This is a genomic window from Pseudoalteromonas sp. RW-H-Ap-1, assembly GCF_048318575.1.
GTDB lineage: Bacteria > Pseudomonadota > Gammaproteobacteria > Enterobacterales > Alteromonadaceae > Pseudoalteromonas.
Genome location: NZ_CP166996.1, coordinates 1,331,395 through 1,344,413 on the forward strand (window position 1 = coordinate 1,331,395; position 13,019 = coordinate 1,344,413).

The 13,019-nt window shown below is 40.9% G+C and carries 11 protein-coding genes; 4 read left to right on the forward strand and 7 right to left on the reverse strand.

The genetic code is table 11. From position 1 onward, the window contains the following. Positions 1–45: 45 nt before the first annotated feature. Positions 46–264 (reverse strand): cold shock domain-containing protein CspD, encoded by a 219-nt coding sequence (gene cspD, locus AB8618_RS06235; protein WP_008110104.1) that lies wholly within the window; start codon positions 262–264, stop codon positions 46–48. Positions 265–473: 209 nt separating this feature from the next. Here cspD and clpS point away from each other — a divergent pair, with 209 nt between their 5' ends. Next, positions 474–782, forward strand: a complete 309-nt coding sequence (gene clpS, locus AB8618_RS06240) for an ATP-dependent Clp protease adapter ClpS (protein WP_008110102.1) — start codon at positions 474–476, stop codon at positions 780–782. 68 nt (positions 783–850) lie between these two features. Then, the gene (gene clpA / locus AB8618_RS06245) at positions 851–3,112 is read left to right on the forward strand and encodes an ATP-dependent Clp protease ATP-binding subunit ClpA (RefSeq protein WP_413401787.1); all 2,262 of its coding nucleotides are present in this window, start codon (positions 851–853) and stop codon (positions 3,110–3,112) included. A gap of 466 nt (positions 3,113–3,578) precedes the next feature. On the opposite strand, the gene infA is transcribed toward clpA, so the two are convergent. The 5 genes from infA to trxB all read right to left on the reverse strand — a co-directional run bounded on the left by infA (position 3,579) and on the right by trxB (position 9,559). Continuing rightward, complete coding sequence (gene infA / locus AB8618_RS06250) at positions 3,579–3,797, reverse strand: translation initiation factor IF-1 (protein WP_002962494.1); 219 nt, start codon at positions 3,795–3,797, stop codon at positions 3,579–3,581. 90 nt (positions 3,798–3,887) lie between these two features. Continuing rightward, on the reverse strand, positions 3,888–4,592 hold the full coding sequence (locus tag AB8618_RS06255) for an arginyltransferase (RefSeq protein ID WP_008110084.1): 705 nt from the start codon (positions 4,590–4,592) through the stop codon (positions 3,888–3,890). After that, a complete protein-coding gene (gene aat, locus AB8618_RS06260) occupies positions 4,585–5,301 on the reverse strand; it encodes a leucyl/phenylalanyl-tRNA--protein transferase (protein WP_413401792.1) in 717 nt (238 codons plus the stop codon). Before aat ends, AB8618_RS06255 begins: the two co-directional genes overlap by 8 nt. A gap of 187 nt (positions 5,302–5,488) precedes the next feature. Next, positions 5,489–8,302 carry a bifunctional aconitate hydratase 2/2-methylisocitrate dehydratase gene (locus AB8618_RS06265; protein ID WP_409425247.1) on the reverse strand — a complete coding sequence of 938 codons (2,814 nt, stop codon included), beginning with the start codon at positions 8,300–8,302 and terminating at the stop codon, positions 5,489–5,491. A 306-nt stretch (positions 8,303–8,608) separates the two neighbouring features. Beyond that, positions 8,609–9,559: a thioredoxin-disulfide reductase gene (gene trxB / locus AB8618_RS06270; protein ID WP_008110078.1), complete on the reverse strand. Its 951-nt coding sequence runs from the start codon at positions 9,557–9,559 to the stop codon at positions 8,609–8,611. A 274-nt stretch (positions 9,560–9,833) separates the two neighbouring features. On the opposite strand from trxB, the gene pssA reads away from it, so the two are divergent. Further along, complete coding sequence (gene pssA, locus AB8618_RS06275; protein ID WP_413401795.1) at positions 9,834–11,159, forward strand: CDP-diacylglycerol--serine O-phosphatidyltransferase; 1,326 nt, start codon at positions 9,834–9,836, stop codon at positions 11,157–11,159. Positions 11,160–11,277: 118 nt separating this feature from the next. Here pssA and ald read toward each other — a convergent pair whose 3' ends face one another. Further along, positions 11,278–12,399: an alanine dehydrogenase gene (gene ald / locus AB8618_RS06280; RefSeq protein ID WP_248527316.1), complete on the reverse strand. Its 1,122-nt coding sequence runs from the start codon at positions 12,397–12,399 to the stop codon at positions 11,278–11,280. A 139-nt stretch (positions 12,400–12,538) separates the two neighbouring features. Here ald and lrp point away from each other — a divergent pair, with 139 nt between their 5' ends. Next, complete coding sequence (gene lrp, locus AB8618_RS06285) at positions 12,539–13,018, forward strand: leucine-responsive transcriptional regulator Lrp (RefSeq protein WP_008110073.1); 480 nt, start codon at positions 12,539–12,541, stop codon at positions 13,016–13,018. Position 13,019: the final 1 nt, after the last annotated feature.

Consider the following 13,019-nt stretch of genomic DNA (forward strand, 5'->3'; position numbering starts at 1 on the left):
AGCGAGGATCTAAACAGGTCACTCGCTTTAGTCTCATAATTACAATCACTCTATAATATCGCCATTAGGCGCTATATTAGTAGCGTGTAGACCTTTAGGGCCCTGTTGTAATTCGAAGGTAACATCTTGACCAGCTTTAAGCGTCTTGTATCCGTCCATTACAATAGTGGAGTAATGAGCAAAAATGTCGTTCTCGCAACCGTCTTCTACGATGAAACCAAAACCTTTGGCGTTGTTGAACCATTTGACTTTACCACAAGCCATACTTCTACATCCTTCTATAAGTTGACTAATTTAGTTATCCTAAACTGTATTGTTTGCTAGACTGACTAAGGTTTAATCAATCACCATTTGACTGTAGTTTATTTAAGCAACCAGTCAAGTGTTTTAGGTTATTTTTTAACATTTTATTTATTTTTTTATTCAAGTTTGCTTGAGTTACAAAGACAAGACTATATTTAATTATGAGTGGTATGAAAGATTCTGGTGTTATCGACACCGTTCGCGATAGTGAAAAGCAAAAGTTGCAGCCACCGCGAAAATATAAAGTTGTGTTAAACAACGATGATTACACGCCGATGGATTTTGTAATAGAGATCTTAATGACGTTTTTTAATATGGATAGCGATAGAGCAACTGATGTGATGCTGCAAATACATCAGCAAGGTAAGGGCATATGTGGTGTTTATAGCGCCGACGTAGCACATACTAAGGCTGAGCAAGTTAACCGCTACTCAAGGGATAACGAGCATCCACTGCTATGTAGTTGTGAGCAGGAATAAATACCACAAAGGTGAACTTTCATCTTTGAAGTGCGGTATAAAATTATTATCTCTGTAAGGGGTTGCCAATGCTAAATAAAGACTTAGAACTAACTTTGAACACTGCGTTTCGTGAAGCGCGTACACGTCGTCATGAGTTTATGACCGTAGAGCACCTTTTATTAGCTCTACTCGACAACCCATCAGCTGGAGAAGCGCTTAATGCGTGTGGTGTTGACGTTTCTGGATTAAAAACAGAGTTACTTGAATTTATTGATGAAACCACACCGGTTATTCCTGATTTAGAAGAAGAGCGCGAAACTCAACCAACACTTGGTTTTCAGCGAGTATTACAGCGCGCGGTATTTCATGTGCAATCTTCTGGCAAAAATGAAGTGACAGGCGTTAATGTGCTGGTCGCTATTTTTTCTGAGCAAGAAAGCCAAGCCGTGTACTTACTTAAAAAGAACGATATTTCTCGACTTGATATTGTTAACTTTATTTCTCATGGGATTGCCAAAGGTGACGACGAATTAGGCGATGATACCGACGATATTCATGAAGAGGTGCAAGAAGTAGCAAGCGAAGAAGCGAGTAAGCTCGACAGCTTTACAACTAACCTTAATATACACGCTAAAGAGGGTAATATTGACCCGCTTGTTGGCCGTGATAGTGAAGTAGAGCGCACAGTGCAAGTGCTGTGTCGTCGTAAAAAGAATAACCCATTACTGGTTGGTGAAGCCGGCGTAGGTAAAACTGCCATTGCTGAGGGCTTAGCCTATCGTATTGTTAACGAACAAGTGCCTGAAGTCATTGCAGATGCGGTTGTGTACTCTTTAGATATGGGCGCGTTACTTGCCGGTACCAAATACCGAGGCGATTTTGAAAAACGCTTTAAAAGTTTATTAAAAGAGTTACAAGCAAAACCAAGTTCAATTTTATTTATTGATGAAATTCACACCATTATTGGTGCAGGTGCTGCCTCAGGTGGGGTAATGGATGCCTCAAACTTAATTAAGCCGTTACTCTCAAGTGGGCAATTACGTTGTATGGGTTCTACCACTTACGGTGAGTACAAGAATATTTTTGAAAAAGATCGCGCCCTTGTCCGTCGCTTTCAAAAAATTGATGTGCTTGAACCTAGCGTTGAAGATACCACTAAAATTCTTAACGGCTTAAAAGATCGTTACGAAGCACACCATGGTATTCGTTATACGCAAAAAGCGTTAAAAGCAGCCGCTGAGCTAAGTGCCAAGTATATTAATGAGCGTCACTTACCTGATAAAGCGATTGACGTTATTGATGAAGCAGGCGCAAGCCAACGGCTACTGCCTACGTCCAAGCGTAAAAAAACCATTGGTGTATCTGATATTGAGATGATTGTGTCTAAAATGGCGCGTATTCCGCCACAAAATGTGTCGTCGTCTGATAAAGAAACGCTGAAAAACTTAGACCGTAATTTAAAAATGTTGGTGTTTGGACAAGATCAATCCATTGATGCATTAACTTCTGCTATTCGCTTATCGCGCTCAGGTTTAGCAAACGAGAACAAACCGGTTGGTTCGTTCTTATTTGCAGGCCCAACAGGGGTAGGTAAAACAGAGGTTACCAAGCAATTAGCTAAATGCATGGGTGTTGAGTTTATTCGTTTTGATATGTCTGAATACGTTGAGCGCCATGCGGTGAGCCGTTTAATCGGTGCGCCTCCGGGTTATGTAGGTTTTGAACAAGGCGGCTTATTAACAGAAGCGGTGATCAAAAACCCACATGCAGTGGTATTGCTGGATGAAATTGAAAAAGCGCATCCTGATATCTACAACATTTTATTACAAGTTATGGATCACGGTACGCTAACAGATAATAACGGCCGAAAAGCCGACTTTAGAAACGTCGTGGTAGTGATGACCACCAATGCCGGCGTACAAGAAACCACACGTAAGTCGATTGGCTTTAGTGAGCAAGATCATACTCACGATGCAATGGGTGAAATTAATAAAGTATTTTCACCTGAATTTAGAAACCGCTTAGATAACATTATTTGGTTTAATCACCTCGAGAAAGAGGTTATTTTGCAAGTGGTTGATAAATTTGTTGTTGAGTTACAAGCGCAACTGGATAAGAAGTCAGTTAACCTTGAGCTTACTTCTAAAGCACGTGAGTGGTTGGCTGATAAAGGCTATGACAAAGCAATGGGCGCGCGTCCTATGGCGCGTGTTATCCAAGAAGATCTTAAAAAGCAATTAGCAAACGAAATACTGTTTGGTGAGCTAATTTCTGGCGGTACGGTAAAAGTATCGGTTAAAGATAAAAAGCTGCGTTTTGATTACGAGAGTAACTTAACGCCAGCCTAACCTAAAAGGTTAGCGATTTTAAAAAGCCTGCTTTGTGCAGGCTTTTTTATTTGCCAAAGAAATAGGCAACAAAAAACCCAGCAAAAGCTGGGTTTTTTGTTTATTAAATGTAATTACTGGCTACTAGGGTCTGTTGACCTTTCAAGGTTAAATTTGCAGCAGTCTGTTTGGTATTTAGGCAAGGCAGAGCCTATGTGGTGTGGTTATTCCCCATAAATAGGCGATAACGCAGCATCAATGCCAAACAGGCGCTGCCCGAAGGGTTCTGCCTAGGGGCGATTTACTCTTTGTTGCTCGGTTTTTACTTAGCCCACTAGGTTACAAACCTCGCGCCGCGATTAAACCGCCCTTAGTTTGAACAAATTTTAATCCGCAAAGGCCAACAGACCCTAGCATTAATTACATTTAATAAACGCTTAAAGCTAGTTTTCACTAGCCAAAAACTAAATCTCGTTTACGCACTTACTTAGCGAGCACGGAATACGATACGACCTTTCGATAAATCGTAAGGAGTCATTTCTACCGTTACTTTATCGCCGGTTAAAATACGGATATAGTTTTTGCGCATTTTACCTGAAATATGAGCCACAACTACGTGACCATTTTCTAGCTCAACTCGGAACATTGTATTTGGTAAAGTATCAAGGACTGTCCCTTGCATTTCGATTACGTCTTCTTTCGCCATGTTTAGCGTAACACCTCTTTAATAGTTAAACGCTGCAGATTTTGCCCAAAATACGCCAATAAGTAAAGGCGCAGGGGCTATTTTTGTAAATTAAATAGCCACCCACTGGTCATTGAGCTGTTTTTGGGCGGGTAAAAACTGGGTTTTATACTTCATTTTGTCACATTCATCTATTTGATAGCCTAAATAAACAAACTGTTTGTGTTGCTGTTTAGCAAATTTAAGCTGCTGTAATATCATTACAGTGCCTAAACTAAAGTGTTCGTAGTCAGGGTCAAAAAATGTATAAATAGCCGAAATAGCGTTGTCCATACAATCAGTTACAGCAACGGCCACTAAGTTATCTTGATCCCAAAGCTCTATAAAGGTGATGGTTAACCAGCTACAAAACAAAAAGCTTTGAAATTGTGATTTATCAGGTGGATACATAGAACCGTCTTGGTGGCGCAAGCTAATGTATTTACTGTAAAGTGGATAGTATTGTTCGCGTTCAACTTGAGAATATTTTACCTCAAAGCGGTTTTTTGCTTTGTTAAGTTTACGTTTTTGCGATTTTGTCGGCATAAATTCATCAGCTAAAACGCGCACAGAACTACACGCGCTGCAAATAGGGCAGTGCGGACGGTAAATTTGGTTACCACTGCGACGAAAGCCCAATCCTAATAACGACTCAAACTTATTGCTGCTGTAACAACTTGGATCGAGTATCACCAGCAATTGCTCTTGGCGATCTGGCAAGTAACTGCATTCAAATGGTTGGCTTAGGCCAATACGAGCCGGAAGTTGTTCATTCATATATCGCGATTAGCTCCTGTGGCTGCCACATACTGGCAGCTGGGGTGTAACACTGTGCTTTATTAAGTTTAGTTAAAAATTCTTCACGTGGAATCACGCTGGCACCTAACGACATTAAATAAGGATTTTCTAATTGGCAATCAATAAAATGCGCATCATGGCGCTTAAGCCAATTAACCAGCGCCCACATCGCCAGTTTGGAGCAATTTGTTTGATGATGAAACATTGATTCACCACAAAAAACACCTGTTTGCATAATCCCATATAAGCCGCCTGCAAGCTCTCCCTCGCGCCATACCTCTAAACTATGGGCCAAGCCATTGTGATGGGCATTAATGTACGCCTGTTGCATTTGCGGGGTGATCCAAGTGCCATCGGTATCAAGACGTTGATCGCGGCACGCTTCTATCACTTCTTCAAAGGCATGGTTAATAGTTACGGTGACCGGGTACTTTTTTAAATGTTTTCGTAAGCTTTTACTAACATGAAAGTCATCAAGCTCAACAATACCGCGTTCACTCGGTGACCACCACATAATTGGCTCGTGTTCACTAAACCACGGAAAAATACCAGATAAATAGGCATTTTTTAATCGCGTTACCGATAAGCATCCACCAATGGCAAGTAAACCATCTGGATCATCTAATGCATGGCTGGGATCAGGAAAAGCAAAGTGGCTTTGAGCGAGTTGATAAAGTTGTTTAGTCATAACACCGATTGAATAACTGCATGGTCAAGACAAAGTGTAACCTGTTGCTTTAAAATCACAAATCACAAACCACAAATTATTGTGTTGTCCATAGTGTTGAGCAGGGCTTAAATTGCTGTTAGGTAAATTTTAGGCATAAAAAAAGCGCGTTAAAAAACGCGCTTAATTAAATGGTAAACTAATCGAATTAGCTAACCACTTTTACTGGTACAGCTTCACCTGCGTTGAACTTAGTTGTCATTGCTTCTTCAACAGGTGTAAACGATGTAAGGTCAATACCTTCAACCGCAGACTTATACTCTTCCATAGTCGGGAAACGACCAAGAACAGAAGATAGAACTACAACTGGCGTAGAACCTAGTAGTGATTCACCTTTTTTCTCAGATGTATCGGCTACTACACGGCCTTGGAAAAGACGTGTTGATGTTGCGATAACAGTATCACCTGGTTCTGCTTTTTCTTGGTTACCCATACATAGGTTACAACCAGGACGTTCTAGGTATAAGATATTTTCATACTTAGTACGTGCAGCCGTTTTTGGTTTTGCATCGTCAAATTCAAAACCTGCGTATTTAGCAAGAATATCCCAATCGCCTTCCGCTTTAAGCTCATCAACAATGTTGTATGTTGGTGGCGCAACAACTAATGGCGCTTTGAATGAGATAGAACCGTTTTTCTTCTCAAGGTTACGTAGCATGTGAGCAATAATTTTCATATCGCCTTTGTGAACCATACACGAACCAACAAAACCTAAATCAACAGGCTTGTCGTTGTAAAAAGAAACAGGGCGGATCACATCGTGAGTATAACGCTTAGAAACATCATCGTTATTAACGTCTGGATCGGCAATCATTGGCTCAACGATTTGGTCTAAATCAACCACAACTTCTGCGTGGTATTTAGCGTTGTCGTCTGGAGAAAGTGCTGGCTCTTCACCAGATTGAATACCTGCAATACGCTTGTCGGCTAAATCGATTAGACCTTGTAGCGTTTGTGCTTCGTTTTCCATACCTTTGTTGATCATGATTTGGATACGTGACTTAGCAAGTTCAATTGACTTAATTAATGTTTCATCATTTGAAATACAGATTGACGCTTTCGCTTTCATTTCTGCAGTCCAGTCAGTGAAGGTAAACGCTTGGTCAGCCATTAGGGTACCAATATGAACTTCAATGATACGACCTTGGAACACGTTTTCGCCACCAAATTGCTTAAGCATTTGCGCTTGCGTTGCATGTACAACGTCGCGGAAATCCATGTGCTTAGCCATTTTGCCTTTGAACGTCACTTTAACTGAATCAGGAATTGGCATCGCTGATTCACCCGTTGCAAGTGCAACAGCAACAGTACCTGAATCGGCACCAAAGGCAACGCCTTTAGACATACGTGTATGCGAGTCACCACCAATGATGATAGCGCGATCATCAATTGTAATGTCGTTCAATACTTTGTGAATAACGTCAGTCATTGCATGGTAAACGCCTTTCGGGTCACGTGCAGTGATCAAACCAAACTTATTCATAAACGCCATTAGTTTAGGAATGTTTGCTTGTGCTTTGCTATCCCATACTGATGCTGTATGACAACCAGATTGATAGGCACCATCAACAAGAGGAGAAATCGTTGAAGCAGCCATTGCTTCTAATTCTTGTGCAGTCATTGGACCGGTTGTATCTTGCGAACCAACGATGTTCACTTTAACACGAACATTTGAGCCAGCGTGAAGTGGCGTATCTGATAGTACACCTACCGCGTTACGGTTAAAGATTTTTTCAACCGCTGTTAAGCCTTGGCCTTCGTGTGAAATTTCTTTTGAAGGTGCATAAACAAGCGGCGTTTCAATGCCAAGAGTTTCAGCAGCAAACGTTTGTAGTTTTTTACCGAATACAACTGCGTAAGAACCGCCAGCTCTCATGAATTCAACTTTTTGCGGTGTGAATGCTGATGAAATATCAACAAGCTCTTTATCACCGTTATAAAGCTTCTTCTCTTTAGTATTGATTGTTAGCACAGTACCAGTAGCAACAGAGTAGGCTTCTTCAAGCACAGCGTCACCATTTGCATCAGTTACTGTATTGCCGTCTGCATCTACTTTTTTAACCCAGTTTTTAAGGTCAAGACCAATACCGCCAGTTACATCAACCGTTGTTAAGAAGATTGGTGCAATACCGTTAGTACCTGCAACAACAGGTGCAATGTTGATGAAAGGAACGTATGGACTTGCTTGTTTACCAGCCCAAAGTGCTACGTTATTCACACCAGACATACGTGATGAACCAACGCCCATGGTGCCTTTTTCAGCAATAAGCATTACTTTAGCGTTAGGGTGTTTCTTTTGAAGGGCAACAATTTCTTGTTGTGCTTCTTCAGTGATCATGCACTTACCGTGTAATTCACGGTCAGCACGCGAGTGTGCTTGGTTACCTGGAGACAGTAAATCAGTTGAGATGTCGCCTTCACCAGCAATGTAAGTTACTACTTCGATTTTTTCTTCGATGTCAGGTAGTTTTGTGAAGAATTCAGCTTTTGAGAAGCTCTCTAGTAATTCTTTAGCAATTACATTACCTGATTCGTAGGCCGCTTTAATGCGCTCCATATCTGCATCGTATAAGAATACCTGAGTTTTCAGTACTTCTGCAGCTTGTGCTGCGATTTTTGCGTCATCAGCAAAGGCTAAATCAATTAGCATTTCAATCGATGGGCCGCCTTTCATGTGTGAAAGTAGTTCGAATGCAAATTCTGGAGTGATCTCTGCAACGTGCTCTTCACCTAAAATGATTTCTTTTAGAAACTGTGCTTTAACGCCCGCAGCACTGGTTGTTCCAGGTAAAGTATTAAAAATAAAGAAATGCAGTGAATCTTTACGGTGCTCGTTATTAGTATCTTTAATTTGATTAATTATTTCTGATACTAGTTCAGCGCTATCGATTGGTTGTGGGCTTAATCCAAGCTCCGTTTTACGGGTTTGGATTTCTTCCATATATTTTGTATACAAACTCATAGAAAACTCTCGGTAATTTACTTGATATGAAGTTAAGCATTTTAACTGATTTTACAGTTTCTAGTAATGCCTAAATGAATAAAGCTTTTATTCCTGACGATAATTATAGCTAGTTTTACTTATATAATTTGACGGTATTTGTTGCTCACCCTTAGATCCTATCGTACCTGAGCCATTAATTGTATAAATAAGACTAATTTTAACTATAAATATAGTGAATACTGGTGCGAGTGCAATTATCTCGGGCGTAATGTTTGGGCACAAAAAAGGGCTGAAAATTCAGCCCCAAAAGTATGCTATGTATGCTTATAGGTTATCTAAAAAGCGTTCTGCATCAAGTGCAGCCATACAGCCAGTACCGGCAGAGGTAATTGCTTGACGGTAAATATGGTCAGACACATCACCAGCAGCAAATACACCTGGCACACTAGTTTGTGTTGCGTTACCGTTAAGACCAGATTCAACCACTAGGTAGCCGTCTTTCATTTCTAACTGACCTTCAAACATATCGGTGTTTGGCTTATGGCCTATGGCAATAAACACACCCGCTAAATCAAGTTCTTCAGTAGCATCTGACGCCACATCTTTAATGCGAACGCCGGTCACGCCCATTTGATCACCAAGCACTTCATCAAGTGTACGGTTGTAGTGCATTACAACGTTACCGTTCGCTGCTTTTTCAGCAAGGCGGTCAGCAAGAATTTTCTCACTACGGAAACTGTCACGACGGTGGATAACATGAACTTCATCAGCAATGTTAGACAGGTATAACGCTTCTTCAACCGCTGTATTACCACCACCAACAACCGCAACTTTCTGACCTTTATAGAAAAAGCCGTCACAGGTTGCACAAGCAGAAACACCACGGCCTTGGAAATTAGTCTCAGATTCCAAGCCTAAATATTTCGCAGAGGCACCTGTTGCAATAATTAAAGCATCACATGTATAAGTACCTTGGTCACCGGTTAGTGTGAAAGGGCGCTTAGATACGTCAACTTTGTTGATGTGGTCGAACACAATTTCAGTTTCAAAGCGTTCTGCATGCTCTTTCATACGATCCATTAATGCAGGGCCGGTTAAACCGTGTGCATCGCCAGGCCAGTTTTCAACTTCAGTGGTGGTTGTTAGCTGGCCACCTTGTTGAATACCTGTAATTAAAACAGGGTTTAAATTAGCACGTGCAGCGTAAACTGCGGCTGTGTAGCCTGCAGGGCCCGAACCTAAAATAAGTAACTTACAATGTTTTGCTTCAGTCATGATCTTTTCCTAAACGTTTAATACGGTTTTAATGCGCCCGATTCTAAGAAAAACAAGCAGGAAGTAAATAAAAGATGAGATTATTTTTTTCGCAAATTGCGAAGCTGTTCATTAATGTGTACTAGCAAATGACTTACAAGCAGTGCTCGACTAATAAATAGACTGTTAGCCAATAAAACGACGTTAATTCATGACCAGCCTGATTTTTTTGTTATCTTTTAACTAATTTTGATTTGTCACTGCTTAATTATGTGACCTAAGTGAATAGGCAACTATGTTATTTTGGCAAGAGAAACCCGCATTTGGGTTGACTTCAAAAGACGTTAACGTCTTAACCAATGCGCAAGAATACCGTACGCAATTGTTAGATTTAATTGCCAACGCAAAAAAACGAATCTATATCACCACACTTTACTTACAAGATGATGAAGCGGGTCGTGAAATCTTAGCCGCACTACACAGTGCATCGTTAGCTAACCCTTCACTTGAAATAAAAGTATTGGTTGATTTTCATCGCGCGCAACGCGGTTTAATTGGTGCAGAAAAGTCAGAGGGTAATGCAAGCTTATATTGCGACAGCTTAGAGAAGTTTAATTCAAACGTTCAAGTGTATGGTGTTCCCGTAAAGGCAAAAGAACTGTTTGGGGTGTTGCATTTAAAAGGCTTTGTTATTGACGACACACTGCTCTACAGCGGTGCCAGTTTAAATAATGTGTATTTGCAATATAGCGACCGATACCGACTCGATCGCTACTTTTTAGTCTCGCAAAACGAATTATGTGACTCAGTAGTCGATTTTATCGAATCAACTTTATTGAGCTCTGAAGCAGTTCCAAGAATTGATCAACGACCGCTTAAGCGCATGGCTGACTTTAAGCTTGAACAAAAGCAACTTATGCGTGAGCTTAAATCGGCAAGCTATAAAAGTGCGCAACAATTGAATACTCATGCAATGGGCATTCGTTTGTTTTTGGGTTTAGGCCGTCGTAATAACGAACTTAATCGCTTAATCAAAGCGCTGTTTGATACTACCGAGCAAGAGTTGGTGTTATACACGCCGTATTTTAATTTTCCGGCTCCTTTAATGCGCTCTTTGCGTCGCTTATTAAAGCAAGGTAAACAAGTCACTATTGTGGTGGGCGATAAAACCGCAAACGATTTTTACCTACCACCTAGCGAGCCATTTAGTAAAATTGGTGCATTACCGTATTTATACGAAACTATTTTGCACAAGTTTATTAAATCGCAAAAACGCCACATAGATAATGGCAACTTAAACGTTTACCTGTGGAAACACGAGAGTAACTCGTTTCATTTAAAAGGGATTTGTTGTGACCGTAAAGTGCATTTACTTAGCGGGCATAATTTAAATCCGCGTGCATGGGGGCTAGATATCGAAAATGGTATTCTAATAGAAGACCCTGAGCAAACGATAATGCGCGATATTGATAATGAACGCCAAGAGATTTTAAAGCATTGTCGTCGTTTAACCGGTCCAGATGATTTAGAAACCATGAGCGATTACCCGCAGCCAGTGAAAAAGCTACTTGGTCAAGCTAAGCGTGTCAAAGTCGATTTTATTATTAAACGATTTATATAACACTTGGGTCTGTTGACCGCAGACTCTAAGATTTAGACACAAAAAAAGCAGCTAATTAGCTGCTTTTTTAATGCTTATACCTAATGATGACTTAGGTATTAAACGGTAACAATAATAGTTACGCGTTTTCTACTGCAGTGCGTGGGTCAACATATTCCATGTTGAACGCTTCAGCTACTTCTTTGTAAGTTACTTGGCCTTTAAGTACGTTTAAGCCTTTTAAGAAGTGAGCGTCATCTAGTAATGCCTTTTTGTAACCTTTGTTTGCAAGGTTAATGATGAACGGCAATGTTGCATTGTTAAGTGCAAACGTAGATGTACGTGGAACAGCACCTGGCATGTTAGCAACACAGTAGTGAACAACTTCATCAACAATGTATGTAGGATCAGCGTGCGTCGTTGCTTTAGACGTAGCAATACAACCACCTTGGTCGATTGCAACGTCAACAATTGCAGCACCAGGCTTCATTGCTTTAATGTGTTCAGCAGTCACTAGTTTAGGTGCAGCTGCACCTGGGATAAGTACACCACCAATTACTAGATCAGCTTCAAGTACGTGCTTTTCAAGCGCGTCAGCTGTTGAGTAAATAGCTTTAACTTTGTTACCAAACTGTGCGTCTAGTGCACGTAATACGTCGATGTTGCGGTCAAGTACAACAACCTCAGCACCTAGGCCAACGGCCATTTGTGCTGCGCTACGACCAACCATGCCGCCGCCAATAACAACTACTTTAGCCGGCTCAACACCTGGTACACCACCTAGTAACATACCACGACCGTGGTTAGCTTTTTCTAGCGCTTGTGCACCTGCTTGAATAGACATACGGCCAGCTACTTCACTCATTGGCGCTAAAAGTGGTAAACCACCGCGTGAATCAGTTACTGTTTCATACGCAATACAGATTGCTTTACTTTTAACAAGGTCTTCAGTTTGTGGAAGATCCGGTGCAAGGTGAAGGTAAGTGAAAAGAATTTGGTCTTCACGTAGCATTGCACGCTCAACAGCTTGTGGCTCTTTTACCTTGATGATCATTTCTGCTTTTGCAAAAACGTCAGCAGCTGTTTCTAAAATTTCAGCGCCTGCTTGAACATAATCATCATTTGTAAAACCAATGCCCATACCAGCATTCGTTTCAACAATCACTTGGTGGCCGTGATTTACAAGTTCGCGAACACTCGCAGGAACCATACCTACACGGTACTCGTGGTTTTTAATTTCTTTAGGTACACCAATAATCATAATTTTGCCTTGTTAGAACGGGATAAAAATTTTCCACTATTATATTCATGCTAGGGTAGTGTGTCTCACCTTTTTTTAAGCTCTTTGTAGTGTTAGTATCTGTAAAATTAATTTTATTAGAATAAAAAACTAAAAAGCCATGCATAACTTATTAGACCGTATTGATCGCAAAATTTTAGTCGAATTACAACTTGATGGCCGCCTGTCAAATGTTGAACTGGCCCGACGAGTTGGCCTGAGCGCCACGCCCTGTCTAGAGCGAGTGAAAAAGCTAGAGCGAGAAGGGTATATTTTAGGCTATAAAGCAGTGGTTGATCCCGCCAAGCTTGGCCAAGGGCTTTCTGTGTACGTGGAAGTAACCATTACCAAAACATCGCCCGACGTATTTGAAGAATTTAGTGCTGCTGTTAGAAAACACGAAGAAATTATAGAATGTCATTTGGTTTCGGGTAATTTCGACTTTTTATTAAAAACCCGGGTTAACGATATGTCAGAATACCGAGGCGTACTCGGTGATATATTATTAAAGTTGCCCAATGTGAGTGAAAGCCGCACCTATGTAGTAATGGAAGAAGTAAAGGGTGAAGAAGGCGTGGTGATCCGTCCTTTTGTTGCTTAAT

Bases quoted from the DNA above. Each gene is read 5' to 3' on its own strand.
- cspD (WP_008110104.1), bottom strand. From the start codon at position 264: ATGGCTTGTGGTAAAGTCAAATGGTTCAACAACGCCAAAGGTTTTGGT.
- clpS (WP_008110102.1), top strand. From the start codon at position 474: ATGAAAGATTCTGGTGTTATCGACACCGTTCGCGATAGTGAAAAGCAA.
- clpA (WP_413401787.1), top strand. From the start codon at position 851: ATGCTAAATAAAGACTTAGAACTAACTTTGAACACTGCGTTTCGTGAA.
- infA (WP_002962494.1), bottom strand. From the start codon at position 3,797: ATGGCGAAAGAAGACGTAATCGAAATGCAAGGGACAGTCCTTGATACT.
- AB8618_RS06255 (WP_008110084.1), bottom strand. From the start codon at position 4,592: ATGAATGAACAACTTCCGGCTCGTATTGGCCTAAGCCAACCATTTGAA.
- aat (WP_413401792.1), bottom strand. From the start codon at position 5,301: ATGACTAAACAACTTTATCAACTCGCTCAAAGCCACTTTGCTTTTCCT.
- AB8618_RS06265 (WP_409425247.1), bottom strand. From the start codon at position 8,302: ATGAGTTTGTATACAAAATATATGGAAGAAATCCAAACCCGTAAAACG.
- trxB (WP_008110078.1), bottom strand. From the start codon at position 9,559: ATGACTGAAGCAAAACATTGTAAGTTACTTATTTTAGGTTCGGGCCCT.
- pssA (WP_413401795.1), top strand. From the start codon at position 9,834: ATGTTATTTTGGCAAGAGAAACCCGCATTTGGGTTGACTTCAAAAGAC.
- ald (WP_248527316.1), bottom strand. From the start codon at position 12,399: ATGATTATTGGTGTACCTAAAGAAATTAAAAACCACGAGTACCGTGTA.
- lrp (WP_008110073.1), top strand. From the start codon at position 12,539: ATGCATAACTTATTAGACCGTATTGATCGCAAAATTTTAGTCGAATTA.